The 24776-nt window shown below is 72.3% G+C and carries 23 protein-coding genes, 3 tRNA genes and 2 riboswitches; of the genes, 17 read left to right on the top strand and 9 right to left on the bottom strand.

Annotation, left to right across the window (positions count from 1 at the left end; all coding sequences use genetic code 11):
• Nucleotides 1–58 precede the first annotated feature (58 nt).
• A complete protein-coding gene (locus QUE38_RS04715; protein ID WP_286310454.1) occupies nt 59–766 on the top strand; it encodes a DUF1353 domain-containing protein in 708 nt (235 codons plus the stop codon).
• 22 nt (nt 767–788) lie between these two features.
• Here the strand turns inward: QUE38_RS04715 and QUE38_RS04710 are convergent, their stop codons facing one another.
• Complete coding sequence (locus tag QUE38_RS04710; protein ID WP_286310453.1) at nt 789–1769, bottom strand: aldo/keto reductase; 981 nt, start codon at nt 1767–1769, stop codon at nt 789–791.
• 116 nt (nt 1770–1885) lie between these two features.
• On the opposite strand from QUE38_RS04710, the gene QUE38_RS04705 reads away from it, so the two are divergent.
• Both QUE38_RS04705 and QUE38_RS04700 read left to right on the top strand, forming a co-directional pair.
• Nucleotides 1886–2809 (top strand): AEC family transporter, encoded by a 924-nt coding sequence (locus QUE38_RS04705; RefSeq protein WP_286310452.1) that lies wholly within the window; start codon nt 1886–1888, stop codon nt 2807–2809.
• Nucleotides 2810–3056: 247 nt separating this feature from the next.
• Entirely contained in the window at nt 3057–5561 is a 2505-nt protein-coding gene (locus QUE38_RS04700) for a DEAD/DEAH box helicase (RefSeq protein WP_286311656.1), read from the top strand.
• Between the two features lie 37 nt (nt 5562–5598).
• Here the strand turns inward: QUE38_RS04700 and QUE38_RS04695 are convergent, their stop codons facing one another.
• Nucleotides 5599–6621: an EamA family transporter gene (locus QUE38_RS04695; RefSeq protein WP_286310451.1), complete on the bottom strand. Its 1023-nt coding sequence runs from the start codon at nt 6619–6621 to the stop codon at nt 5599–5601.
• Between the two features lie 305 nt (nt 6622–6926).
• Here QUE38_RS04695 and QUE38_RS04690 point away from each other — a divergent pair, with 305 nt between their 5' ends.
• From QUE38_RS04690 to QUE38_RS04650, 9 genes are all read left to right on the top strand, one after another.
• Nucleotides 6927–8924 (top strand): bifunctional metallophosphatase/5'-nucleotidase, encoded by a 1998-nt coding sequence (locus QUE38_RS04690; RefSeq protein WP_286310450.1) that lies wholly within the window; start codon nt 6927–6929, stop codon nt 8922–8924.
• 188 nt (nt 8925–9112) lie between these two features.
• A complete protein-coding gene (locus QUE38_RS04685) occupies nt 9113–9610 on the top strand; it encodes a hypothetical protein (RefSeq protein WP_286310449.1) in 498 nt (165 codons plus the stop codon).
• A 79-nt stretch (nt 9611–9689) separates the two neighbouring features.
• Complete coding sequence (locus QUE38_RS04680) at nt 9690–10406, top strand: YcnI family copper-binding membrane protein (RefSeq protein ID WP_286310448.1); 717 nt, start codon at nt 9690–9692, stop codon at nt 10404–10406.
• The gene (locus QUE38_RS04675; protein ID WP_286310447.1) at nt 10403–11011 is read left to right on the top strand and encodes a copper resistance CopC family protein; all 609 of its coding nucleotides are present in this window, start codon (nt 10403–10405) and stop codon (nt 11009–11011) included. The genes QUE38_RS04680 and QUE38_RS04675 overlap by 4 nt, the downstream gene beginning before the upstream one ends.
• 91 nt (nt 11012–11102) lie before the next feature.
• Nucleotides 11103–13121, top strand: coding sequence for a DNA helicase RecQ (gene recQ / locus QUE38_RS04670; RefSeq protein WP_286310446.1), 2019 nt, complete (start codon nt 11103–11105; stop codon nt 13119–13121).
• Nucleotides 13122–13167: 46 nt separating this feature from the next.
• Nucleotides 13168–13602, top strand: a complete 435-nt coding sequence (locus QUE38_RS04665; protein ID WP_286310445.1) for a hypothetical protein — start codon at nt 13168–13170, stop codon at nt 13600–13602.
• An 11-nt stretch (nt 13603–13613) separates the two neighbouring features.
• The gene (locus QUE38_RS04660) at nt 13614–13823 is read left to right on the top strand and encodes a hypothetical protein (protein WP_286310444.1); all 210 of its coding nucleotides are present in this window, start codon (nt 13614–13616) and stop codon (nt 13821–13823) included.
• Nucleotides 13772–14002: a hypothetical protein gene (locus QUE38_RS04655; protein ID WP_286310443.1), complete on the top strand. Its 231-nt coding sequence runs from the start codon at nt 13772–13774 to the stop codon at nt 14000–14002. The genes QUE38_RS04660 and QUE38_RS04655 overlap by 52 nt, the downstream gene beginning before the upstream one ends.
• Before the next feature lie 159 nt (nt 14003–14161).
• A complete protein-coding gene (locus QUE38_RS04650) occupies nt 14162–16237 on the top strand; it encodes an acyl-CoA dehydrogenase family protein (RefSeq protein ID WP_286310442.1) in 2076 nt (691 codons plus the stop codon).
• A gap of 61 nt (nt 16238–16298) precedes the next feature.
• On the opposite strand, the gene QUE38_RS04645 is transcribed toward QUE38_RS04650, so the two are convergent.
• The 3 genes from QUE38_RS04645 to QUE38_RS04635 are packed head-to-tail and all read right to left on the bottom strand — an operon-like array spanning nt 16299 to nt 18040.
• Nucleotides 16299–16472 (bottom strand): HPP family protein, encoded by a 174-nt coding sequence (locus QUE38_RS04645; protein WP_286310441.1) that lies wholly within the window; start codon nt 16470–16472, stop codon nt 16299–16301.
• 25 nt (nt 16473–16497) lie between these two features.
• Entirely contained in the window at nt 16498–17505 is a 1008-nt protein-coding gene (locus QUE38_RS04640; protein WP_286310440.1) for a malate dehydrogenase, read from the bottom strand.
• A gap of 40 nt (nt 17506–17545) precedes the next feature.
• Nucleotides 17546–18040, bottom strand: a complete 495-nt coding sequence (locus tag QUE38_RS04635) for a DUF427 domain-containing protein (RefSeq protein ID WP_286310439.1) — start codon at nt 18038–18040, stop codon at nt 17546–17548.
• Nucleotides 18041–18109: 69 nt separating this feature from the next.
• On the opposite strand from QUE38_RS04635, the gene pip reads away from it, so the two are divergent.
• Together pip and QUE38_RS04625 are read left to right on the top strand one after the other, a co-directional pair.
• On the top strand, nt 18110–19087 hold the full coding sequence (gene pip / locus QUE38_RS04630) for a prolyl aminopeptidase (protein ID WP_286310438.1): 978 nt from the start codon (nt 18110–18112) through the stop codon (nt 19085–19087).
• On the top strand, nt 19084–19815 hold the full coding sequence (locus QUE38_RS04625; RefSeq protein ID WP_286310437.1) for an alpha/beta hydrolase: 732 nt from the start codon (nt 19084–19086) through the stop codon (nt 19813–19815). Before pip ends, QUE38_RS04625 begins: the two co-directional genes overlap by 4 nt.
• Here QUE38_RS04625 and QUE38_RS04620 read toward each other — a convergent pair.
• Entirely contained in the window at nt 19778–20749 is a 972-nt protein-coding gene (locus QUE38_RS04620) for a DMT family transporter (RefSeq protein ID WP_286310436.1), read from the bottom strand. The genes QUE38_RS04625 and QUE38_RS04620 overlap by 38 nt on opposite strands.
• 148 nt (nt 20750–20897) lie before the next feature.
• Between QUE38_RS04620 and QUE38_RS04615 the strand changes: the two genes are divergently transcribed.
• The 3 genes from QUE38_RS04615 to QUE38_RS04605 all read left to right on the top strand — a co-directional run bounded on the left by QUE38_RS04615 (nt 20898) and on the right by QUE38_RS04605 (nt 24310).
• Nucleotides 20898–21725, top strand: a complete 828-nt coding sequence (locus QUE38_RS04615) for a GTP pyrophosphokinase (protein ID WP_433996943.1) — start codon at nt 20898–20900, stop codon at nt 21723–21725.
• Between the two features lie 14 nt (nt 21726–21739).
• Entirely contained in the window at nt 21740–22567 is an 828-nt protein-coding gene (locus tag QUE38_RS04610; RefSeq protein ID WP_286310435.1) for a DNA/RNA non-specific endonuclease, read from the top strand.
• Between the two features lie 59 nt (nt 22568–22626).
• Nucleotides 22627–22725: riboswitch (glycine riboswitch) on the top strand.
• A 3-nt stretch (nt 22726–22728) separates the two neighbouring features.
• Nucleotides 22729–22812: riboswitch (glycine riboswitch) on the top strand.
• 145 nt (nt 22813–22957) lie between these two features.
• The gene (locus tag QUE38_RS04605; protein ID WP_286311653.1) at nt 22958–24310 is read left to right on the top strand and encodes an L-serine ammonia-lyase; all 1353 of its coding nucleotides are present in this window, start codon (nt 22958–22960) and stop codon (nt 24308–24310) included.
• 81 nt (nt 24311–24391) lie between these two features.
• Here the strand turns inward: QUE38_RS04605 and QUE38_RS04600 are convergent.
• From QUE38_RS04600 to QUE38_RS04590, 3 genes are all read right to left on the bottom strand, one after another.
• Nucleotides 24392–24464, bottom strand: a tRNA-Phe gene (locus QUE38_RS04600).
• An 87-nt stretch (nt 24465–24551) separates the two neighbouring features.
• Nucleotides 24552–24625, bottom strand: a tRNA-Asp gene (locus tag QUE38_RS04595).
• Between the two features lie 31 nt (nt 24626–24656).
• A tRNA-Glu gene (locus QUE38_RS04590) sits at nt 24657–24729 on the bottom strand.
• Nucleotides 24730–24776 lie beyond the last annotated feature (47 nt).

Raw genomic sequence — 24776 nt, 5'->3', positions numbered from 1 at the left:
GTGCGCAGGTGTCGCTCCGGACGGGCAGGATGGTGACGAGCCGATCCGGAGGGTGCGCATGCCGTTCAGCGACGACGAGGGAGCCCCGCTCGAGCGCATCTCGCTCGCGCAGCGGCCCGCCGACGGGTACGAGTTCGACGTGCTCGAGGCGATCCGGTACGACGACCCGGTCGAGGGCATCTCCTACCGCGCGCAGCCGCAGGCGACCGACCTGGCGTCGGTGCCGCAGTTCCTCTGGAGCTTCATCGCGAGCTACGGGCGGCAGTCGGCGCCCGCGGTGCTGCACGATGCGCAGAGCCGCGCGGCCCACGAGCTGGGCGACCGCGAGGCGACGCTCGCGCAGCGCCGGGTCGACGACCGCGTGTTCCGCACCGCACTCCGCGAGCAGGGCGTGCCGCTGCTTCGCGCGTGGCTGATGTGGTCGTGGGTGTCGGCCGATCGCACGATCCGCTACTCGGCGCCCGGCATCGGCCTGCTGCTCGTGCTCCAGACGATCGTGGGCGCCGGGCTCGTGATCGCCGCGGCGGTGCTGGCGTTCACCTCCCCGTGGTGGCTGCTGCTCGCGCTCGTGCCCGCCGTGCTCGCGCTGCCGTGGGGCGCCGAGCGCCAGCTCATGGTGTGGCTGCCGTACTCGGTCGCCGCGTTCGGCCCGCTCGTGCTGCTGCACCTCGTCGCGCTCGTGCCGTTCCGGCTCGTCGAGGCGGTCGTCGAGCTCCTGTCGGGCGGGCGGCCCGCCGACGTGGTGCGCCCGACGTTCCGCGGCTGACCGCGCCGGGACGGGCCCAGCGTCAGGCGCTCGCCGCGGCGACCTCCGCGTAGTCCTCGTCCGTGAGCACGAGGGAGCTCGCGGGCAGCCAGCCCTCGATCTGCGCCTCGGAACGCGCCCCCACGATCGCCGCGGTGACGCCGTCGAACCCGAGCGTCCAAGCGGCCGCCGCGGCCGGCTGAGGGACGCCGTGGCGCTCGGCGACCCGCGCGAGCGCGTCGGCGATGCGGAGGTTCTGCTCGAGGTCGGTCGTGAACGCCGGGGCGCTGCGGCGCCAGTCGTCCTCGGGCAGCGATGCGACACGCTCGGCGTCGAACGCGCCGGTCAGCAGTCCCGAGCCCATGGGGCTGTACACGATCACGCCGGTGTCGTGGGCGATGCACCACGGCAGCAGCTCGTCGGCGGTGGCGGGCGCGATCGCCGAGAACGGGGGCTGGAGCGTGTCGACGTGCCCGACCGCCTCAGCCGAGTCGATCTGCGCGACCGAGTGGTTCGACAGCCCGATCGCACGCACCTTGCCCTCGTCGCGGAGTTCGACGAACGCGTTCCAGTACTCCTCGATCGGGGTGCCGTCGTCGGCCGGCCAGTGCATCTGGAAGAGGTCGATTCGCTCGACCCCGAGTCGCGCGAGCGACTCCTCGGCGTGCCGCTTGATCGCGGCGGGTGCACCCACGCGCTGCGCCCTCCGCCGCCGATCGGCGAGGTCGAACTGCATGCCGCCCTTCGTGAACACGTACGGACGTTCATCGGCGGGCAGCGCGGCAAGGGCCCGCCCGACCACCTCCTCGGAGTGCCCGAGCCCGTAGACCGACGCCGTGTCGATCCAGTTCACGCCGCGCTCGACCGCGTGCAGGATCGCCGCGATCGACGCGTCGTCGTCCTGCGCGCCCCAGGCGAACGCCCAGTCGCCGCCGCCGATCGCCCAGGCGCCGAACCCGACGCGGGTCACGTCCATCCCGGTGGTGCCGAGCGGAACGGTGGGCAGTGCGGTGTGCATGGTCATGGTGCGGGTCTCCCTCGTCGCGCGTCGCCCACCCGGGCGCGGTCCCCGGCGCCGGAGGTGGGAGGATCGAGTCCGACCCTACGACGATCGCGCACCGGGCGCAGGAGGAGGCCCACGTGCTGGACGTCCTGACCGGCTTCGCGGTCATCGCGGTCGCGATCTTCGTCGGCTGGGTCGCGGGGCGCAGCGGCGTGCTCGGTCCGCACGCCCGGTACGTGCTGAGCCGCCTCGCGTTCAGCGTGCTCGGCCCGTTCCTGCTGTTCAGCGTGCTCTCGAGCGCCGACGTCGGCGCGCTGTTCTCGGTGCTGCTGCCGGTGTCGTTCATCGCCGCGGTCGCCATGTTCGTCGTCTTCGCGCTCATCGCGATGCTGGTCTGGCGACGCCCGCTCGCGCAGACCGTGATCGGCGGCATGGGCGCCGGCTACGTCAACGGCAACAACATCGGCATCCCGATCGCGGTGTACATGCTGGGCGACGCGGCGTTCTCGGCGCCGGTCGTGCTGCTGCAGCTGCTGCTGTTCATGCCCGCGGCGCTGTCGGTGCTCGACGTGGTCGTCCGCGGCGGGGCATCCGTCTGGCGCACCGTGCTGAAGGCGCTCGCCAACCCCATCATCATCGGGTCGCTGCTCGGCGTGCTGGTGTCGGTGACCGGCGTGCAGCTGCCGGCGATCGTGACCGAGCCGATCGCCCTCGTCGGGCAGGCGGCGGTGCCGATCATGCTCATCGCGTACGGCATCTCGCTGCACGGCCAGCGGCCGCTCGCCCCGGGCTCCGGCCGGCGCGACGTCGTGCTCGCGTCGGTGCTGAAGCTCGTGGCGATGCCGTTGGTCGCGTGGGCGGTCGGCCGGTTCGCGTTCGGGCTCGACGGGCACACGCTCTACGCGGTGACCGTGCTCGCGGCCCTGCCGAGCGCGCAGAACGTGTTCACGATCGCCCAGCGCTACGACACCGCCGAGATCATCGCGCGCGACACCGTGCTCATCACGACGGTCGGCGCCGTGCCCGTGCTGTTCCTCGTCTCGCTGCTGCTCGGGGTCTGACGGCCCGCGCGCAGGCCTCGGCGGACGCCGCGCACAATCAGGGTTTCCCCCGATGCCGCGACCCCCTGGGCTTCGTACCGTATGAGTGGGTCGAGACACGGCGTATGCAGGGGGAACTGACTGTCGATCGAGACCTATTGGCCGGTGCGCAACGACCCGAGCTCGGGGCGCACCGGCCGCTCTCATGTCCGGGTGCCGGCACGCATGCGGCAGACTCGTTCGGGTGACCGCCTCGCTGCTCGACCGCATGCCGACGCCGTTCGACGCCGACGCGGCCTACGACGGGTTCGTCGACTGGGCCGCCGATCGGGGCATCGAGCTGTACCCGGCGCAGGACGAGGCGGTCATCGAGATCGTCTCGGGCGCGAATGTCATCCTCTCCACGCCCACCGGCACGGGCAAGTCGCTCGTGGCCGTCGCCGCGCACGCGGCATCCGTCGCCCGAGGCGGCCGCAGCTACTACACGGCGCCGATCAAGGCGCTCGTGAGCGAGAAGTTCTTCCAGCTCGTCGACATCTTCGGCGCGGCGAACGTGGGCATGGTCACGGGCGACTCGTCGGTGAACCCGGATGCCCCGATCATCTGCTGCACCGCGGAGATCCTGGCGAACCTCGCGCTCCGCCGCGGGCCCGAGGCCGACCTGGACCAGGTCGTCATGGACGAGTTCCACTTCTACGGCGACCCCGACCGCGGCTGGGCCTGGCAGGTGCCGCTCATCACCCTGACCGACGTGCAATACGTGCTGATGTCGGCGACGCTCGGCGACGTCACCGCGCTCGCCGACGACCTCTCGCGTCGCACCGGACGCGACACCGCGCGGGTCACGGGTGTCGAGCGCCCCGTGCCGCTGTCGTTCTCGTACGCCGTCACGCCGGCGCACGAGACGGTCGAGGAGCTGCTCGAGACGCGGCAGGCGCCGGTGTACATCGTGCACTTCTCGCAGGCCGCCGCGATGGAGCGGGCGCAGGCGCTGTCGTCGATCCGGGTCGTGACCCGCGAGCAGCGCGACGAGATCGCGCGCGAGATCGGCGAGTTCCGCTTCACGACCGGGTTCGGCAAGACGCTCTCGCGACTCGTGCGCGCGGGCATCGGCGTGCACCATGCCGGCATGCTGCCGCGCTACAGACGGCTCGTCGAGCAGCTCGCCCAGCGCGGGCTGCTGCGGGTCATCTGCGGCACCGACACGCTCGGCGTCGGCATCAACGTGCCGATCCGCACCGTGCTGCTCACGGCGCTCACCAAGTACGACGGGCAGCGGATGCGGCAGCTCACCGCCCGCGAGTTCCACCAGATCGCGGGGCGCGCCGGCCGCGCCGGCTACGACACCGCCGGCACGGTCGTCGCGCTCGCCCCCGAGCACGAGATCGAGAACGCCGTAGCGGTGCGCAAGGCCGGCGACGACGCGAAGAAGCTGCGCAAGGTCGTGCGCAAGAAGCCGCCGCAGGGCTTCGTCAACTGGACCGAGCGCTCGTTCGAGCGCCTCATCGAGGCCGAGCCCGAGCCGCTCACCTCGCACCTGCAGCTCACCGCGGCGATGCTCATCAATGTCATCGCGCGCGGCGGCGACGTGTTCGCGAACGCCCGCGCCCTCGTGTTCGACAACCACGAGCCGATGTCGCGCAAGCGCGAGCTCGCCCGTCGTGCGCTCGGCATCTTCCGCACGCTGGTCGCCGCGGGCGTCGTCGAGGTGGTGCGGTCGGATGCCGCTGAGCCGGCCATCCAGCTGACCGTCGACCTGCAGCCGAACTTCGCGTTGAACCAGCCGCTCTCGCCGTTCGCGCTCGCCGCGATCGAGCTGCTCGATCCAGACGACACGTCGGGCGCCGCATCCGCCGGCACCGGCCACTACGCGCTCGACGTGGTGAGCGTTATCGAGTCGACGCTCGACGACCCGCGCCCGATCCTGTCGCAGCAGCAGTTCCGGGCGCGCGGCGAGGCGGTCGCTGCCATGAAGGCCGACGGCGTCGAGTACGACGACCGCATGGAGGCGCTCGAGCAGGTCACCTGGCCGAAGCCGCTCGACGAGCTGCTCGCGCAGGCGTACGAGACGTTCGCGTCGAGCCAGCCGTGGGTGCGCGACTTCGAGCTGAGCCCCAAGTCGGTCGTGCGCGACATGTTCGAGCGCAGCATGTCGTTCGGGGAATACGTGTCGTTCTACCAGCTGCAGCGCAGCGAGGGGCTCGTGCTCCGCTACCTGAGCGACGCCTACCGGGCGGTGCGCCAGACGGTGCCCGAGGAGGCGAAGACCGAGGAGCTGCTCGACCTGATCGAGTGGCTCGGCGAGCTCGTGCGGCAGGTCGACTCGAGCCTGGTCGACGAGTGGGAGCGCCTCGCGCACCCGCTGGAGGACGGCCCCGAGCCCGCGGAGGTCGTGCCGCCCGCGCCGCCGAGCGTGGTCGACAACCGGCGCGCGTTCACGGTGCTCGTGCGCAACGAGCTGTTCCGGCGCGTGCAGCTCGCCGCGCTCGAACGCGACGACGAGCTCGCGGAGCTCGACCCGGAGGTCGGCTGGCCCGAGGTGCTCGACGCGTACTACGCCGAGCATGATGCGATCGGCACCGACGGCGCGGCGCGCGCGCCCCGGCTGCTCGCCATCGACGAGGACCCCGGCGCGGGCGTCTGGCGGGTCGAGCAGGTCATCGTCGACCCGGCCGGCGACCACGACTGGCGCATCCGCGGCGAGGTCGACCTGGCCGCCAGTGCCGAGGAGGGGTCCGCGGTCGTGCGCGTGACCTGGGCCGGTCGCCTCTAGGTGTACCGACCAGGGGCAGGGCTCGGGCGGGCGGATGCTACGCCGCAGCCAGCATCCCCGCGGCCGCCAGCGCGAGCACGAGCCCGACCCACTGCACCGGCGCGATGCGCTCGCGCAGCACGAGCGCCGCGAGCAGGATCGTGCCGGCCGGGTACATCGCGGTGAGCACGCTCACCACCGTGAGGTCGCCGATGCGCAGCCCGATCAGCAGCAGCACGTTGGCGGCGACGTCGACCACGCCGCAGGCGATGGCGAAGCGGATGCCGGCGGCCATGGCGGGCGTGCGCAGCACGAAGCCGCGCGGGGCGTCGTCGTCGCCGGGCTCGCGGTCGGGGCGCTCCGCGTGCACGGCCACGCCCGCGGCACCGGTCGCGTGCAGCGCCTCCGACGCGATGGGCTCGTCCTCCGGGGCGCGTGCGCTCGCCGCATCCGCCGCCCGTCTCGACCAGCGGCGCGAGCGCCCGCGCGCCACGAGCACGAGCGAGACCACGACCGTGGTCATGACCAGCACGCTCACGATGCGGTTCATGACCAGCGGCACGAGGCCGCTCTCGTCGCTCGTGCCGTCGATGATGATGAGGAACGCGCCGATCGAGGCGCCGGCGCCGATCGCCATCAGGATGCCGCGCAGGCTCGGGCGCACCGCGCCCTGCTCGGGCACGAACCCGACGAGCACGACCGCGACGAGTGCGATGCCGAGCGCCCAGGTGCCGATCGGCGAGAGCGTCTCGCCCGCGGCGAGCCCCCAGGCCATCGGCACGATCGCCGAGACCACCGCGGTCAACGGGGACAGGATGCTCATCGGGCCGATCGCGAGGCACGCGTAGAGGAGCGTCAGGGCGAGCGCGCCCGTGATGCCCGAGAGCGCACCGAGCAGCACGTCGTCGCGGCCCCACGCGCCGCCCACGAACGGGTAAGCCACGAGCAGGGCGACGAGCCCCGACCCGGCGGCCACCGCCGTGGCGAGCAGCGCGCTCACCCGACGCGCGGCGAGGCCGCCGAGGAAGTCGGCGGCGCCGTAGACGAGGGCGCCGGCGAGACCGACCACGACCGTGAGCATCCGCTCAGCGTAGTCCGGGCGTCGCGTGCTCGTCCGAGCAGGCAGCGGGGACACGTCTGCACATCTGCGCACGTGCGGCGGACTCGTGCATGAAATCGTCGTGAATTGCACGTTCATTGCATGCGGGAGGGGTGTTCACGGCGGGCGCCCATCCCTACTCTGGGGGACACCCCCTGCCACTCCCGTGGTCCGGGGTCGTGCGCCCGAGGGGACGGCGCGCACCGGTGCGGGAGCACCGGGCGGTGTCCTTGCGGGCGGACCGAAGCGCGACGAGATCGCATCCGCAACGAAGGAGCACCCGGAACATGCTGGAGACCCAGGCCGGACACCCGGCCAGTACGCGACGACGGGGCGGACGCCTCGTCGCCGGCACGATCGCCGTGGCCGCAGCCGCCGCACTCACGCTCGGCGGGTCCCTCGCCGCACAGGCCGCGCCCCCGGCCGGCAAGCAGAAGATCGCCGAGATCAACCTGCTCACCTTCAACGACTTCCACGGCCGGCTCGAGCAGTCGGGCACCACCGGCGGCGCCGCGGCGCTCGCCGGCGCGGTCAAGGAGTTCTCGCGCGGCAACACGAACACCGTGGTCGCCGCCGCCGGCGACATGATCGGCGCCTCGACGTTCACCTCGTTCATCCAGCAGGACGAGCCGACGATCGAGGCGCTCAACCAGATCGGCCTCGACGTGAGCTCGGTGGGCAACCACGAGTTCGACCTCGGGTTCGACGACCTCACCGACCGCGTGATGCCGCTCGCCGACTGGGAGTACCTCGGCGCGAACATCTACCACACCGGCACCGAGGACCCGGCACTGCCCGAGTACTGGATCGAGGAGTTCAAGGGCGTCAGCATCGGCTTCGTCGGCGCCGTCACCGACGAGCTCCCGGCGCTCGTGAGCCCCGCGGGCATCGCCTCGATCGACGTCGGTTCGCCGGTCGTGGCCGCCAACCGCGTCGCCGACCAGCTGAGCGACGGCGACGCCGCCAACGGCGAGGCCGACATCGTGATCATGCTCGTCCACGAGGGCGCGGCGACCACCGCCATCGAGTCGGCGATCGACCCGAACTCCCGCTTCGGCGACATCGTCAACAACGCGAACGACAACATCGACGCGATCGTCTCGGGCCACACGCACCTGGCGTACAACCACGTGATCGACGGCCGGCCGGTCATCTCGAGCGGCCAGTACGGCCAGAAGTTCTCGAACATGGTCATCGAGTACGACACGCGCGGCGACGAGATCGTCTCGATGTCCAACACCATCTACGACGTCGCGGTGCGCGACGCCGGTGGCAATGTGGTCGGCTACGCGTACAAGCAGGACAACAAGACCCAGCGCATCGTGGACGACGCGGTCGAGGTCGCCGAGGAGCTCGGCAGCGTCGTGCTCGGCACGGCGGATGAGAACTTCGGTCGTGCCGTCGCCGCAGACCCGGCGACCTCGACGTCGTTCCCGGAGAACCGCGGTGGCGAGTCCACGCTCGGCAACTTCGTCGCCGACGTGCAGCTGTGGGCGCTCAACGTCGACGGCACGCGCTCGGTCGACGTGACGTTCATGAACCCGGGCGGCCTGCGCGCCGACCTGGAGGCCGGCGACGTCACCTATGCCGAGGCGGCTGGCGTGCAGCCCTTCGCCAACACGCTGGTGTCGATGGACCTCACCGGTGCGCAGCTCAAGCAGGTGCTCGAGGAGCAGTGGCAGCCCGCGGGCGCGTCGCGTCCGTTCCTGAAGCTCGGCGTGAGCGAGGACTTCACGTACACCTACGACCCGCAGGGCCCCGCCGGTGACAAGATCACCGAGATGTGGCTCGCCGGCTCGCCGGTCGTGCCGGGCGACACCTACTCGGTGGGCGTCAACTCGTTCCTCGCTTCGGGCGGTGACAACTTCAGCACCTTCGCGAGCGGCACGAACGTCTCCGACAGCGGCAAGATCGACCTGCAGTCGATGGTCGACTACTTCGACGCCTTCGGATCGGCGACGACCGACCTCGCGCAGCGCGCCGTCGGCGTGCACCTGCCCGGCGGCACGTCGGTGAACGCGGGCGGCAGCTTCACCGTGAACCTGTCGTCGCTCGACTTCACGCGTGATGAGATCGACGCCAACGTCGCGGAGGTGCTCGTCGGCGGCGTGGTCGTCGGCAGCGCGGCGATCGACACGTCGTACACGCCCACGACCGACGAGGTCGGCCAGGCGAGCGTCGACGTGCTCGTGCCGTCCGACGCGAGCGGCCCGACCACCTTCGAGATCTACGTGCCGAGCACCGGCACCACGAGCTCGTTCACGCTGGACGTCGCACCGCTCTGATCCGGGCGCTGACCGCCGCGGCCCCGCGCACTCCGGTGCGCGGGCCGCGGCGCGTTCACGTACGCTGTTCGGGTGAGTGCGAGATGGCAGCGGGTGGCGCGCGGGTGGTTCGTCGCCGCGTCCGCCACGCTCGTCGCGTCGCTCTCGCACGTGGTCGGCGGGGGCATCCGCCCGGCCCGCTCGCGATCGTGCTCGCGCTCACGTTCTCGGGACTCGTGTGCATGGTGCTCGTCGGCGCCGCCGCCAGCCTGCCGCGCACCGCCGCGGGTGCCGTGCTCAGCCAGCTCGTGCTGCATGGCCTCTTCACGGTGACCGCGCCGGCCGGAGCGGCCCCGCAGCCCACCCGCGCGCACGCGGGCCACGCGCCCGTCGACGCGGCGGTGTTCGATGCCGCGCTCGGCGGACTCGGCGTCAGCTCGCTCGACGCCTCCCCGGTGATGCTCGCCTCGCACGCGTTCGCCGCGGTGCTGACCGTCGTGGCGCTCCAGCGCGGCGACCTCGCGTTCGCCGCCCTCGCACGCGCCGCCCGTACGGTGCTCCGGCCCCTCCTGCGCATCCCGGCCACGCTGCCGATCGACGCTCCGCGCGTCTCGATCCGCACCTGGCACCGCCCCGTCGCCAGGCCGCGCCTGGTCGTCCTCTCCGCCCTGCGGCACCGTGGTCCGCCCGTGGCATCCGTCGCCTAGTCGCGACCACGCCACCCACACCACATTCCGCGCCGACGCCGGGTCGGCGAATCGGCGCGCGCTTTCGAACAGGACGCACATGACCATCCGCACCACCATCCGCACCACCTCACTCGCCGCTGCCGCCCTCGGCGGCGGCGCCCTCCTCGCGCTGGCGGCCCCGCTCGCCGCGAACGCCCACGTGACCGTCACGCCCAGCGGCACCGCCGCCGGCTCGTACGCCGTGATGACCTTCTCGGTCGCACACGGCTGCGAGGGCTCGCCCACCACGTCGCTCGCCATCGACATCCCCGAGGGGGTCGCGTCGGTCGCACCGACCGTGAGCGCCACGTGGGACGTCGAGACCGTGACCGACGACGACCGTGTCTCGCAGGTCGTCTACACGGCCGTCGAGCCGCTCCCCGACGGGTTCCGCGACACCGTCGAACTGCAGGTGCGCATCGCCGAGGACGCGGCCGGCACCGACCTGGTCTTCCCGGTCGTGCAGGCGTGCGAGGAGGGCGAGACCGCGTGGGTCGAGGTCGCCGCCGAGGGCGAGGAGGAGCCCGCCAGCCCCGCTCCGTTCATCACCGTGACCGAGTCGACCGGGGACGCGCACGGGCACGGTACGACCGATGACAGCGCCGACGAGGAGCACTCCGACGAGGCGCACGCCGAGAGCACCGAGGCGAGCGAGGCATCGGATGCCTCCGAGACCGACGTCCTCGCCCGGGTGCTCGGCATCGGCGGCCTGGTCGTCGGCGCCGTGGGCATCGTGCTCGCGGTGACCGCCCGTCGCGGAGCCGCGAAGCAGTGACCTCCGCCTCGCCGCGTCGAGCCGGCCGCCGCACCGTCGGCGGCCTGCTCGGCGCGGCCGCGGCGCTCGCCCTGGCCCTGCTTCCGGCGATGCCCGCGGCCGCACACAACTTCCCGGTCGCGTGGAACCCCGAGCCCGACTCGACCGTGACCGAGCAGCCGGGCACGATCTCGATCACCACGAACGACGACCTGCTCGACCTCGGCAACGGGGGCATCGTGCAGGTGGTCGGACCGGATGGGCTGCACTACGGCGACGGCTGCGGCACCGTCGTCGGCGCGAGTGTCGAGCTCGAGGCGCTCCTCGGCGAGCCGGGCGCCTACGAGGTGGCCTGGCAGGCCGTCTCGACCGACGGGCACCCCATCTCGGGCGAGTTCGGGTTCACCTGGGCGCCCGCCGCGGGCGTCGAGCTCGGCACGGGCAGCGACGCCGACTTCGTGTGCGGCACGTCGAACGCCGATGAGGAGACGGATGCCTCCGAGTCGGCCTCCGACGAGGGCGCACCGCTCGTGCCCGAGGAGGCGCTCTGGATCGGCGGTGCCGTGCTCGCGATCGGCGCAGCCGTCGGCGTGACGCTGCTGCTGACCCGCCGGAAGCCCGACTGACGCCGACTCCTCCACACGTTGCCCAGCGACGGTGCGGGTGATCGTTCGACGCGATCGCCCGCCCGTCGCCGGGCCTCGTTAGGCTCGTCGGGTGACCTGGAACTCCGCGCCGGAACCCGACGACGACTGGTGGGACCCCGACGCCGTCCCTCCGCCCGAGGACGGCGAGTCGCCCCCGCCCGAGCTCGCGTGGGAGACGGCCGTGCCGGGCGGCGGCGGGTTCGCGCAGCCCGCCGGGCCCGCGGCATCCGTGCCCGCCCCCGCCCCGGTCTCGGCCACCGCGCCCGCACGCTTCGACGACGCGATCGAGGCGCTGCACGCCGTCTTCGGGTACGACGAGTTCCGCGGCCACCAGGCCGAGGTCATCGCCCACGTGGCGGGCGGCGGCGACGCCGTCGTGCTCATGCCGACGGGTGCGGGCAAGAGCCTCTGCTACCAGGTGCCCGCGCTCCTCCGGCCCGGCACGGGCGTCGTGGTGTCGCCCCTCATCGCGCTCATGCACGATCAGGTCGACGCGCTCGTGCGCAACGGCGTGCGCGCCGCGTACCTCAACTCCTCGCAGTCGCCCGACGAGCGGCGCGAGGTCGAGCGCGCGTACCGCGCGGGCGAGCTCGACCTGCTCTACATCGCGCCCGAGCGGCTGAACACGGAAGCCGCGAAGCGCCTGCTCGAGCAGGGCACCATCGCGCTGTTCGCCATCGACGAGGCGCACTGCGTGTCGCAGTGGGGCCACGACTTCCGCCCCGACTACCTGGCCCTCGCCGAGCTCGCCGAGCACTGGCCCGACGTGCCGCGCATCGCGCTCACCGCGACGGCCACCGAGGCCACGCACCGCGAGCTCACCGAGCGGCTCTCGCTCGGCGAGGCGCGGCACTTCGTGTCGAGCTTCGACCGGCCGAACATCCAGTACCGCATCGAGTCGAAGCAGCAGGTGCGGCAGCAGCTGCTCGACTTCATCCGCCGCGAGGGCGTCGATGCCACGGGCGCCCCGGTCTCGGGCATCGTCTACGCGCTCTCGCGCGCCAGCACCGAGAAGCTCGCCGCGTACCTCGAGCAGCACGGCGTGCGCGCACTGCCGTACCACGCGGGGCTGCCGCCCGAGCAGCGCGCCGAGACGCAGCGGCGGTTCCAGCAGGAGGACGGCGTCGTGGTCGTCGCGACCATCGCGTTCGGCATGGGCATCGACAAGCCCGACGTGCGCTTCGTCGCCCACGTCGACCTGCCGAAGTCGGTCGAGGGGTACTACCAGGAGACCGGCCGTGCCGGCCGCGACGGCGAGCCCGCGACGGCGTGGCTCGCGTACGGCCTGCAGGACGTCGTGCAGCAGCGGCGCATGATCGACGAGAGCCCGGGCGACCTCGCCCACCGCCGACGCATGCAGCAGCACCTCGACGCGATGCTCGCGCTCTGCGAGACCGTCTCGTGCCGCCGCCAGAACCTGCTCGGCTACTTCGGCGAGCAGAGCACTCCGTGCGGCAACTGCGACACGTGCCTGAACCCGCCGGAGTCGTGGGACGGCACGGTGCCCGCGCAGAAGCTGCTCTCGACGATCGTGCGCCTCGAGCGCGAGCGGCGCCAGCGCTTCGGCGCGGGGCACCTCATCGACATCCTCCGCGGCAACGACACCGCGCGCGTGCGCCAGTACGGCCACGAAAAGCTCGCCACCTACGGCATCGGCGACGACCTCGGCGACCAGCAGTGGCGCGGTGTCGTGCGCCAGCTGCTCGCGCAGGGCCTCGTCGCGGCCCAGGGCGAGTACGGCACGCTGGGGCTGACGGATGCCTCGGCCGACGTGCTCTCGGGCGCGCGCACGGTCTCGCTGCGCACCGAGCCCGACCGTCCCGCCCGGCGCTCGCGCGCCGCCGCGCCCGCGGCAGCCGACCTCGAGCCGGCACAGGTCGAGCTCTTCGAGGCGCTGCGCGCCTGGCGCGCCGAGGAGGCCCGCACCCAGGGCGTGCCGGCCTACATCGTGTTCGGCGACGCGACGCTGCGCGCGGTCGCGCAGGCGCGCCCCGGCACCATCGCCGAGCTCGACGGCATCACCGGCATCGGGGCCAAGAAGCGGGAGTCGTACGGCGAAGCCCTGTTGAAGGTCGTGGCCGCCGCCTGAGCGGGTCGCTAGGATCGCCCCGAGAGCACGCGACGGGGGAGCGCACATGGCAGAGCAGTTCGGACCGAAGCGACCGCTGGGCGTCACCATCGTGGCGTTCCTCGTCTGGATCGGCGCCGCGATCGACATCCTCGCGGCGATCCTGCTGTTCACCGCCGCCTCCGACCCCGAGTTCGCGGACCAGTTCGGCGGCACCGGGGCGCTGATCGCGGCATCCACCGTCTCGCTGCTCCTCGGCGTCATCGTGATCGTCGCCGCGATCGGGCTGCTGCGCGGCAACCCCGTCTCGCGCATCGCGGTGACCGTGCTCGAGGTGCTGAGCGCCATGGCGTCGATCGTGATCGGCGTCATGAACCCCGCGGGCGTCGCCGGCGAGATCCTCAGCGCGCTCGTGGCGATCGCGGCGATCACCCTGCTCTGGATGCCCGACTCGAACCGCTACTTCCGCGGCCTCGCGCCCGCCGAGCCGACCGTCGACTGAGCGTGGGCACCGTGGCCAGGCGACCCGGCGGCGTCACGTTCGTCGCCATCCTCACCTGGATCGGCGGCTTCTTCGACGTGCTCGCGGGCGCGCTCGTGCTGCTCTTCGGCACCGACCCCGACCTGGCCGAGGCCGCCGGCGGGGAGCGGCGCTCACGACCGTCGCGATCGTGTCGATCATCATCGGCGTCGTGGCGATCGCGGTCGCGGCGGGCCTGTTGAGCGGCAGCCGGGTCGCCCGCATCGTGGTCACGATCGTCGAGGTGCTCTCCATCGCGGGGTCGGTGTGGGTCATCGTGGCGACGCCGACCGCCATCGCCGAGTACTTCAGCATCGCGTTCGGCGTGCTGATCCTCGCGCTGCTGTTCTCGCCGAAGGCGAACGCGTACTTCCGGCGCTGAGGCCCGCGGCCACCCGCCTGCCGGTGGCGCATGTGGGGAGCGCACAATCGACGCGGCGCCCGACGCGTCGCCCGATTGTGGCATCTGCACAGGTCGGTTGGCGGTTGATTGTGAGAGACCTACCGTGATGCTCGAATATCCGTGCAGAGAGGACATCGCATGGCAGACACCGCCGTTCGCCCCGACACCGACGCGCAGCCCACGATCGAGCAGCGTGAGGATGCGACCCAGCCCGAGCCGAGCATCGACATCGCCGCGCTCGGCCGGCAGCTCCTCGGCACCTGGGCCGACATCCGCCTCTCGTCGCGCGAGGTCGCGAAGCGCCCCGAGGTGCAGCGCATCGACGGGCAGTCGATGGCGGAGCACCGCGAGCGGGTGCTCGGACAGCTGCACTACCTCGTCGCGAACGGGCACGTGAATCGGGCGTTCCCGAAGTCGCTCGGCGGCCAGGAGGACGCGGGCGGCAACATCGCCGCGTTCGAGGAGCTCGTGCTCGCCGACCCGAGCCTGCAGATCAAGTCGGGCGTGCAGTGGGGCCTGTTCGGTGCGGCGGTGCTGCACCTCGGCACGGAGTACCACCACGAGACGTTCCTGCCGGGCATCATGACCCTCGACGTGCCGGGCGCGTTCGCGATGACCGAGACCGGGCACGGCTCCGACGTCGCCTCCATCGCCACGACCGCGACCTACGACCCCGACACCGAGGAGTTCGTCATCGACACGCCGTTCCGCGGCGCGTGGAAGGACTACCTCGGCAACGCGGCGCTGCACGGCAAGGACGCGGTCGTGTTCGCGCAGCTCGTCACGAAGGGCGTGAACCACGGCGTGCACGCGTTCTACGTGCACCTGCGCGACGACGAGGGCGCGTTCCTCGACGGCATCGGCGGCGAGGACGACGGCCTGAAGGGCGGCCTCAACGGCATCGACAACGGGCGCCTGCACTTCTCGGGCGTGCGCGTGCCGCGCGTGAACCTGCTGAACCGCTACGGCGACGTGGCGGCCGACGGCACGTACTCCAGCCCGATCGAGAGCCCGGGCCGCCGCTTCTTCACCATGCTCGGCACGCTCGTGCAGGGACGCGTCTCGCTCGACGGCGCCGCCACGACCGCGTCGGCCATGGCCCTCGCGATCGCGATCCGCTACGGCAGCGAGCGTCGCCAGTTCAACGCGGCGAGCGACACCGAGGAGGAGGTGCTCCTCGATTACGGGCGGCACCAGCGCCGCCTGCTGCCGCGTCTCGCGACCACGTACGCGCAGGTCTTCGCGCACGACGAGTTCCTCGTGAAGTTCGACGCGGTGTTCAGCGGCAAGGCCGACACCGACGAGGACCGCCAGGACCTCGAGACCCTCGCCGCGGCGCTCAAGCCGCTGTCGACCTGGCACGCGCTCGACACCCTGCAGGAGGCGCGCGAGGCCTGCGGCGGCGCCGGCTTCCTCGCCGAGAACCGCCTCGTCGGCCTGCGCCAGGACCTCGACATCTACGTCACGTTCGAGGGCGACAACAACGTGCTGCTGCAGCTGGTCGCCAAGCGCCTGCTCACCGACTACTCGAAGAAGTTCGCGGGTGCCGACGCCGGGGCGCTGGCACGCTACGTGGTGTCGCAGGCGGCCGACCGCGCGCTCCACGGCAGCGGCCTGCGCCGCATCGCCCAGACCGTGAGCGACTTCGGCTCGACCGCCCGCTCGGTCAAGGACCTGCGCGACCCCGACACGCAGCGCGGCCTGCTCACCGACCGCGTCGAGACCATGGTCGAGGAGATCGCCGGTCGCCTGCGCGACGCGCGCAAGCTCTCGAAGGTCGAGTCGGCGGCGCTGTTCAACGCGAACCAGAACGAGCTCATCGAGGCGGCGCGCGCGCACGCCGAGCTGCTGCAGTGGGAGGCGTTCACGCGCGGCCTCGAGCAGACCGAGCACGAGGGCACGAAGCAGGTGCTGACCTGGCTGCGCGACCTGTTCGGCCTCGGGCTGCTCGAGAAGCACATGTCGTGGTACCTCATCCACGGCCGCCTCTCGCCGCAGCGCGCCCAGGCCGTCACGGCCTACGTCGACCGCCTGATCGCGCGCCTGCGCCCGCACGCGCTCGACCTGGTCGACGCGTTCGGCTTCGAGCCCGAGCACCTGCGCGCGAGCATCGCGACCGGTGCCGAGGCGAAGCGGCAGGACGAGGCGCGCGCCTACTTCGAGGCGCAGCGCGCGTCTGGCACCGCGCCGGTGCCGGAGAAGTCGAAGAAGTAGCGCCGTCTGGCACGTACGCAGGGCCGAGCCGCCGAGCGGGTCGGCCCTCGCCGTTCGCGGACTACTGGGCCGGGGGCTTCAGCAGCGCACCGCTCGCGAGCCCCACGGCCGCGCCGGCGGCGAGCCACAGCCAGAACCCGCTCACGAGGCTGATCACGACGCCGACGATCAACCCGACGACGATGCCGGCGATCATCTGCTTGCGTCGTGCTGCGGGGGAGGGTTGCGTGGCCACGCGACGAGCCTAGACGAGCGGTCGTTCAGAGCAGGCCGAGGGCCCGCACCGCATCGCGCTCGGCCACGAGCTCCTCGACCGACGCGGCGATGCGTTGGGCGGCGAACGGGTCGGGCTCGAGCCCTGGCACGACGTGCCAGGTGCCGTCGGCGGCGGTCACGGGGTACGAGCAGACGAGCCCCTCGGGCACGCCGTACTCGCCCGTCGAGACGACGGCCGCGCTCGTCCACGCACCGTCGGTGCCGTGCACCCAGTCGCGCACGTGGTCGATGGTGGCCGAGGCGGCGGATGCCACCGAGCTCGACCCGCGCACCCGGATGATCTCGGCGCCGCGCTGGGCAACGCGCGGGATGAACACGTCCGAGAGCCAGGTGCGCGCGGCATCCGCGCCCATCTGCTCGTCGAGCACCTCGGGCACCGGGCGCCCGCGCACGGTCGCGTGGGACACGTCGGGGAACTGCGACGCCGAGTGGTTGCCCCAGATCGCCACGCGCGAGATGTCGGCGACCGGTGCGTCGAGCGCCTCGGAGAGCTGCCCGAGCGCGCGGTTGTGGTCGAGCCGGGTGAGCGCGGTGAAGCGGTCGCGGGGCACGTCGGGCGCGTGCGCGGCGGCGATGAGCGCGTTGGTGTTCGCCGGGTTTCCGACGACGACGATGCGCACGTCGTCGGCGGCGCCGGCGTTGATGGCCGCGCCCTGCGGGCCGAAGATGCCGCCGTTCGCCTCGAGCAGGTCGGCGCGCTCCATGCCGGGCCCGCGCGGGCGGGCGCCGACCAGCAGCCCCAGATTCGCGCCGTCGAACGCGCGGCCCGCGTCATCCGTCACGTCGACCGAGTCGAGGAGCGGGAAGGCGCCGTCCTGCAGTTCGAGCGCCGCGCCCTCGGCCGCGCCGAGCCCCTGCGGGATCTCGAGCAGCCGCAGCCGCACGCGCGTGTCGGGGCCGAGCATCGCGCCCGAGGCGATGCGGAAGAGCAGTGCGTAGCCGATCTGCCCCCCGGCGCCGGTGATCGTGATCGTGACCGGTGTGCCGCTCATGTGCGCGAGCCTACATCCGCCCGGTGAACGCCCGGTGCCCTCACCAGCCCATGGTGCCGGGCGCGCCCTTGAACGGGCCGGCGACCCGATCGGTGATCCAGCCGCCGTAGAAGCCGCCGGGCTGCGGGCGCACGAGCTCGCCGTCGACGGTGCACGCGTCCATGCGGCCGGGGTACACCGCGACCCGGTCGGCGAGCACCTCGAATCCCGGTGTCGGCGTCGGGTAGTTCCACGCGGCCCGCTCGGCCACCGCGTCGCCGCCGAGCACGTCGAAGTAGCGTGCGCCGCCCTTGAACTCGCAGTAGGAGCTGCCCGCCGCGGGTCGCAGCGCCCCCGCTGCGAAGGCCGCGATCGGCAGGTAGTAGGTCGGCGGATGGCTCGTCTCGAGCACGCGAATCGTGTCGCGCGTCGAGACCACGGTCACGCCGCCGAGCACGATCTCGACGCGCTCGCCGGAGGCGTCGATCGCGGGCGGTCGTGGGTAGTCCCAGACGGACTCCTGGCCGGGTTCGGGGGTGTCGCGGGTGGGTCGCATGGCCCGAACGTACGACGACTCGCTGGACGGCGGCCGCATGCCGCATCCGATCGGCGGATATCGTGAAGCATGCGCGAGATGTATCCGGAGATCGAGCCGCTCGAGACCGGCATGCTCGACGTGGGGGACGGACAGCACATCTACTGGGAGGTGTCCGGCAACCGCGACGGCAAGCCCGTGGTGTTCCTGCACGGCGGGCCCGGCGGGGGCACGAGCCCGGCGCACCGGCGCCTGTTCGACCCCGAGCGCTACCGCATCGTGCTGTTCGACCAGCGCGGCTGCGGCCTCAGCATCCCGCACGCGAGCGAGCCCGAAGCCGACCTCAGCGTCAACACGACCTGGCACCTGGTCGCCGACATCGAGAAGCTGCGCGAGCATCTCGGCATCGACCGCTGGCAGGTGCTCGGCGGGTCGTGGGGCAGCGCGCTCGCCCTCGCGTACTGCGAGACGCACCCCGACCGCGTGACCGAGATCGTGCTGCGGGGCGTGTTCACGCTGCGGAGATCCGAGCTCGAGTGGTTCTACGAGGGCGGGGCGTCGGCGATCTTCCCCGATCTCTGGGAGGACTTCGTCGAGCAGGTGCCCGAGCGCGAGCGGCACCGCATGATCGCCGCCTACGGGCGCCTCCTCGACGACCCGAACCCGTCGGTGCACCAGCCCGCGGCGATCGCCTGGTCGCGGTGGGAGTCGTCGACCATCACGCTGCTGCCGCAGCAGGAGACCATCGCGAAGTTCACCGAGCCCGAGTACGCCACGGCGTTCGCGCGCATCGAGAACCACTACTTCCGCCACGGCGGCTGGTGGGAGGAGGGGCAGCTCATCCGCGACGCCGAGCGCCTGCGCAGCATTCCCGCCGTCATCGTGCAGGGACGCTACGACATCTGCACCCCGGTGATGACGGCGTGGGACCTCCACCTCGCGTGGCCCGAGGCCGACCTCCGCATCATCCCCGACGCCGGCCACGCGTTCGACGAGCCGGGCATCCTGGACGCGATGATCGAGGCCACCGACCGTTTCGCGCGCGCACCCGGCGAGCACCGCGGATGAGGCGTGCGCTCGGCTGGATCGCCGCGGCGGTCGCGGTGCTCCTGCTGCTCGTGCTGGGGTTCGTGATGTGGACACAGACCGTCTTCCAGGGCGAGCGCGAGGCTGCGCTCGAGGCGTGGCGCGACCCCGCGATCGAGATCACCTCGACGCCCGACTCGGTCGTCATGCAGCCGGTCGACGGCGGATCGGGCACCGGGCTGGTGTTCATCCCCGGCGCGAAGGTCGACCCGTACGCCTACCTGCGCGTGCTCTCCGGCGTCGTGGACGCCGGCGCCACGGTCGTCATCACGAAGCCGACCCTGAACCTCGCCTTCTTCGACTTCCGCAGCCTCGACGCGTTCACGGCGGCGGCGCCGGACGTCGACGAGTGGTGGGTCGGCGGGCACTCGCTCGGCGGCGTGCGCGCCTGCATGCTCGCAGGCGACCCCGAATCGGATGCCTCGGGGCTCGTGCTCTTCGGCAGCTACTGCGCGAACGACCTGGCCGACTCGGGCCTCGAGGTGCTCAGCATCAGTGGCTCGAACGACGGGCTGACCACGCCCGACGACGTCACCGGCAATGCCCACCTCCTGCCCGACGACGCGGTGTTCGTCGAGCTCGAGGGCGCCAACCACGCCGACTTCGGCGACTACGGTGTGCAGCCGGGCGACGGCGAGTCGACGATGCCGCGCGACGAGTCGCTCGAAGCGATCACCGCGGCGCTGGAGGCCGCACTGCTCGGCGCCTGACCGGCAGCGCCAGGATCGTGAGCCCCGCGGCGAGCACCGCGAGCCCGATCGCGGCGCCCACGGGCAGTCGCTCGCCGAGCACGAACAACCCGAGCAGGGTCGCCGTCAGCGGCTCGGCGAGCGTGAGCGTCGAGACGGTCGCGGCGGTGAGGTGCCGGAGGCCGGCCGCGAAGAGCAGGTACGCGAGGGTCGTGGTGACGAGGCCCAGCCAGAGGCCCATCACGAGCCCGTCGGGAGTGGCGAGCCACGAGGCATCCGTCGCGAGCAGCAGCGGCAGGCTCACCACCGCGGCCGACCCGAAGATCGCGCCCATCGCTCCCGACCCCGACCAGTTCCGCTCGAGCAGGCCCTTGCTCGCGAGCGCGTAGACCGCATACGACAGCCCCGCGCCGAGCGAGGCGGCGAGGCCGAGCGGGTCGATCGCGTGCTCGGCGTCGCCGCTCGCGAGTCCGAGGGTCGCGATGCCCGCGGTCGCCACGACGGTCGAGAGCGCCCAGTGGCCCGACGGCCGGTGTCCGCGGAACGCCCACTCGAGCAGCCCCGTGAGCACGGGGGCCGAGCCGAGGGCCACGACCGTGCCGACCGCGACGCCGTTGCGCTCGGTGCCCGCGAAGAACGCGGGCTGGTAGGCGAGCACGCCGATGGCGCCGGCGACGACGATGGCCGCCGAGACGAGGCGCGCGCGGCGCGCGTCGGTCGTCGGCGCGGAACCGGTGGGCGCGCCGTCGAGTACGGGCATCTCGGGCACGAGCGCGTCGTGGTCGCGCGGCCGGCGGCGGGCCAGCACGAGGGCGATCAGCGCGAGTGCGCCGCCGCCGATGAGGATGCGGGCCGCGCCCAGCGAGAGCGGATCGGCCTCCGGCCCGAGGGCCTGCGCCGTGCCGGTGGTGCCGAAGCACACGGCCGCCGCGAGCACGGCGAGGACTGCACGCATGGCGCTCAGTCTCGCACGCGCGGGGCGGGCGCCTGCGCGTGTGACGGGCTCGTGGTCGCGGGCCGGCCCAGGGGCATCCGTCGCCCTATCACGACGGTTCATCGCGTGTGCACAGCGGATCCAGAGACAGCCCCCGTAGGTTCGTCGCGTGACCCCAACGACCCCGGGACCCGACCTCGACAGTGCCGCAGCCGCGTTCGACGGCGTCGACGACCAGGGGCTCCAGGCCCTGCGCGCGCTGCAGGACGAGTTCGTGCGCTTCCTCCAGCGCTACAAGTTCGGCATCGACGAGATCGTCACGAAGCTGTCGATCCTGCGCGAGGACTTCGCCGCCTCCGACCGCGGCAACCCGATCGAGCACATCTCGAGCCGGCTGAAGTCGGCCGACTCGATCGTCGAGAAGATACAGCGCAAGGGCGTCGAGCCGAGCTTCGAGGCCATCCGCGAGCAGATCACCGACATCGCCGGCGTGCGCGTGACGTGCAGCTTCGTCTCCGACGTGTACCGCGTCTTCGACGTGCTGACCAGCCAGTCCGACGTGCGGGTCGTGCGCGTGAAGGACTACATCGCCGAGCCCAAGGACAACGGCTACCAGAGCCTGCACGCCATCATCGAGGTGCCCATCTTCCTCTCCGACGGCATCGTGCCGGTGCTGGTCGAGGTGCAGTTCCGCACCATCGCGATGGATTTCTGGGCCAGCCTCGAGCACAAGATCTACTACAAGTACGACGCGCAGGTGCCCGCCGAGCTGCTCGACGGGCTCAAGCAGGCCGCGGTGACGGCCGCGCAGCTCGACGCCGACATGGAGCGGCTGCACCACGAGGTGCACGGCTCGGGTGCGACGGGCGCGGTCGCCCAGGTCGTGCCCGAGGAGCCGGTGCCGGATGCCGCGGGCCAGGCGCTCGCCGACGTGCAGCCGGGCGACCACGCGGTGCGCGCGCTGCACGACTACCGGCTGCGCACCCGACGGGTCTGAGGCGGGCGCGGGCGATGGGGGAGATCGGCGCGGGCTACGACGAGGGCTTCCTCGGTACCGCCGTGCCGCTGCCGCACGTGACGGATGCCCCGCCGGGGCGGCACGTCGTGCTCGACTCGACGCACTTCAGCGTGCTGCTCGACACCGTGCGCCGGTTCGCCGCCGTGACGGGCGTGAACGTCGACGGCTCGTTGCTGCTGGACCTGCCCCGCGACGACGACTGGCGGCTCGACGACCGCGTGCCCGCGTCGGCGCAGGCCGGCCCCGAGGTGTACCTGCGCAACGACTTGGACCGTGGTCACCTCGTGCGCCGGCGCGACCCGGTCTGGGGCGCGCCCGAGGTCGCCGCGCAGGCGAACGCCGACACGTTCACCTACCCGAACGCGGCCCCGCAGGCGAGCGGCTTCAACCAGTCGCGCGAGCTCTGGCTCGGCCTCGAGGACCACGTGCTCGCCTTCGCCGAGGCGACGGATGCCCGCATCAGCGTGTTCACCGCGCCGGTGCTGCGCCGGACCGACCCGGAGTACCGGGGCATCCGCGTGCCGCTGTCGTTCTGGAAGGTCGTCGCCTGGGTCTCGGGCGAGGCGCTCGTCTCGGCGGCCTTCCTGCTCGACCAGACGCCGCAGCTGAACGCCGACGAGCTCGCGCGGCGGATGGGCCTCGTCGGCGACGTGGTGCCGCCGCTCGGCCCGTTCCGCACGTTCCAGGTGCCGGTCGCCGACGTGGCCGCGGTGGCGGGGGTCGACCTCGGCGACCTCGTGGCGGCCGACGTGCTCGGCGCGCAGGCACTCCGGCCCCGCCGCATCCGCCTCGAGTCGTTCGACGATGTCGTGCTCGCATGAGCAGCGGCCCGGGCACCGGCGGCACGCCGTGTTAGCGTGACGACCAGCAACTGAACACCCGCATCGTGGCGGGAGAGCTCGCCCGGGTCCGCCGGGCGGCGCCGTAGGAGCAAGTCCCTCCCCGGGAATCTCTCAGGCACCCGCACCGTCACGACAGGGAACTCTGGAAAGCAGCAGGCCGCGGCCGGCTCACCGACGGGGCAAGGCGGCGCGAGCCGCACGAATCTCTCAGGTCGTCGACAGAGCGGGGAGGAACCACCCGACGTCGGCACGCGCCGACCACGACCTGGGAGTTCCGATGACCTGCACCACGTGCACAGCACCCGAGCGGATGCCACGGGCATCCGCACCCCTCATCGCCGGGTGCGCACCGTGCTGAGCGCCCTCGACATGTTCTCGATCGGCATCGGCCCGTCGTCGTCGCACACGGTCGGGCCCATGCGCGCAGCGCGCCGGTTCGTCGACGCGCTCGCTGCCGACGGGCGCCTCGGCGACGTGGGCCGGGTGCGGGTCGAGCTGTACGGGTCGCTCGGCGCGACGGGCAAGGGGCACGGGTCGGATGCCGCGGTCGTCCTTGGCCTGCTCGGCGAGCACCCGGAGACGGTCGACACCTCGGACGTCGGTGCACGCGTGGCCCGCGTCGCCGAGGAGGGCGCGCTCCGCCTCGGCGACATCCGCGAGATCCCGTTCCACCCGGCCGAGGACGTCGTGCTCCACCTGCGAAAGCGCCTGCCAGGCCACCCGAACGGCATGACGTTCGAGGCGTTCGACGCGCGCGGCGCGAGCGTGCGCACGGCGACGTACTACTCGGTCGGCGGCGGATTCGTGGCGGACGACCTGAACGGGCATCCGGCCGTCTTCGAGCAGGTCCCGGTCCTGCCCTTCCCGTTCGCGAGTGCGGCCGAGCTGCTCGACCACTGCCGCCGCGAACGGATCGACATCGCCGGCGTCATGCTCGCGAACGAGGCCGCGTGGCGGCCCGAGACGGAGACGCGCACCGAATTGCTGCGCATCTGGCGGGTCATGCGCGAGTGCGTCGAGAACGGCTGCACGAGCGACGACGAGCTGCTGCCGGGATCGCTGCGCGTGCGTCGCCGCGCCCCGGGCCTGTTCCGGAAGCTCGACGCCACGGCGGACGACGGCGACGCCATGCGCGCCATGGACTGGGTGAACCTCTACGCGCTCGCGGTGAACGAGGAGAACGCCGCCGGCGGCCGCGTCGTCACCGCCCCCACGAACGGCGCGGCGGGCATCGTGCCGGCCGTGCTGCACTACGCCGACCGGTTCGTGCGCGAGCTCGACGACGACGCGGTCGTGCGGTTCCTGCTGACCGCGGCGGCGATCGGCATCCTGTGCAAGCGCAACGCCTCCATCTCGGGCGCCGAGGTCGGCTGCCAGGGCGAGGTCGGCTCGGCGTGCTCGATGGCCGCGGCCGGCCTGTGCGCGCTCCTCGGCGGCACGCCCGAGCAGGTCGAGAACGCGGCCGAGATCGGCATCGAGCACCACCTGGGCCTCACCTGCGACCCGGTCGGCGGGCTCGTGCAGATCCCCTGCATCGAGCGCAACGCCATCGCGAGCAGCAAGGCCATCAACGCCGCCCGCATCGCGATGCACGGCGACGGCTCGCATCACGTCTCGCTCGACCAGGCGATCGCGACCATGCGCGAGACCGGTGCCGACATGAAGCGCAAGTACAAGGAGACCTCGCTCGGCGGCCTCGCCGTGAACGTCATCGAGTGCTGAGGGGCTCGCAGCGAGCGGATGCTCCGGGCACACGCAGCCGGAAACGCGAAGAAGCCCGGGCGAACCCGGGCTTCTCTTCGGTGGCTCCGACGGGCGTCGATCCCGTGACCTCACGATTTTCAGTCGTGCGCTCTACCAACTGAGCTACAGAGCCTGGTGCATCCGAGGATGCGGTCGGCCGGGGCATCCGAAGATGCTCCCGATACGGATATGGGCTCTCGAGGAGAGCCCATGACCGAAGCGACCCTGACGGGACTTGAACCCGCGACCTCCGCCGTGACAGGGCGGCACGCTAACCAACTGCGCCACAGGGCCTTGCGTATGAAATTGTATCCTTCGTTCAGCGTGACCCCAACGGGATTCGAACCCGTGCTGCCGCCGTGAAAGGGCGGTGTCCTAGGCCGCTAAACGATGGGGCCGGGTGTCGTGCTGGGCACGACCGCCGACAGCCAAGCATACGTGCAGT

The organism is Agromyces mangrovi (assembly GCF_030296695.1).
GTDB lineage: Bacteria > Actinomycetota > Actinomycetes > Actinomycetales > Microbacteriaceae > Agromyces > Agromyces mangrovi.
This window is presented reverse-complemented; position numbering and strand designations above follow the sequence as displayed.

What these genes read in the sequence shown, in the direction of transcription:
- QUE38_RS04715 (WP_286310454.1), top strand. Translation starts at nt 59, where the DNA reads ATGCCGTTCAGCGACGACGAGGGAGCCCCGCTCGAGCGCATCTCGCTC.
- QUE38_RS04710 (WP_286310453.1), bottom strand. Translation starts at nt 1,769, where the DNA reads ATGACCATGCACACCGCACTGCCCACCGTTCCGCTCGGCACCACCGGG.
- QUE38_RS04700 (WP_286311656.1), top strand. Translation starts at nt 3,057, where the DNA reads ATGCCGACGCCGTTCGACGCCGACGCGGCCTACGACGGGTTCGTCGAC.
- QUE38_RS04695 (WP_286310451.1), bottom strand. Translation starts at nt 6,621, where the DNA reads ATGCTCACGGTCGTGGTCGGTCTCGCCGGCGCCCTCGTCTACGGCGCC.
- QUE38_RS04690 (WP_286310450.1), top strand. Translation starts at nt 6,927, where the DNA reads ATGCTGGAGACCCAGGCCGGACACCCGGCCAGTACGCGACGACGGGGC.
- QUE38_RS04680 (WP_286310448.1), top strand. Translation starts at nt 9,690, where the DNA reads ATGACCATCCGCACCACCATCCGCACCACCTCACTCGCCGCTGCCGCC.
- QUE38_RS04665 (WP_286310445.1), top strand. Translation starts at nt 13,168, where the DNA reads ATGGCAGAGCAGTTCGGACCGAAGCGACCGCTGGGCGTCACCATCGTG.
- QUE38_RS04650 (WP_286310442.1), top strand. Translation starts at nt 14,162, where the DNA reads ATGGCAGACACCGCCGTTCGCCCCGACACCGACGCGCAGCCCACGATC.
- QUE38_RS04640 (WP_286310440.1), bottom strand. Translation starts at nt 17,505, where the DNA reads ATGAGCGGCACACCGGTCACGATCACGATCACCGGCGCCGGGGGGCAG.
- QUE38_RS04635 (WP_286310439.1), bottom strand. Translation starts at nt 18,040, where the DNA reads ATGCGACCCACCCGCGACACCCCCGAACCCGGCCAGGAGTCCGTCTGG.
- pip (WP_286310438.1), top strand. Translation starts at nt 18,110, where the DNA reads ATGCGCGAGATGTATCCGGAGATCGAGCCGCTCGAGACCGGCATGCTC.
- QUE38_RS04625 (WP_286310437.1), top strand. Translation starts at nt 19,084, where the DNA reads ATGAGGCGTGCGCTCGGCTGGATCGCCGCGGCGGTCGCGGTGCTCCTG.
- QUE38_RS04620 (WP_286310436.1), bottom strand. Translation starts at nt 20,749, where the DNA reads ATGCGTGCAGTCCTCGCCGTGCTCGCGGCGGCCGTGTGCTTCGGCACC.
- QUE38_RS04610 (WP_286310435.1), top strand. Translation starts at nt 21,740, where the DNA reads ATGGGGGAGATCGGCGCGGGCTACGACGAGGGCTTCCTCGGTACCGCC.
- QUE38_RS04605 (WP_286311653.1), top strand. Translation starts at nt 22,958, where the DNA reads ATGTTCTCGATCGGCATCGGCCCGTCGTCGTCGCACACGGTCGGGCCC.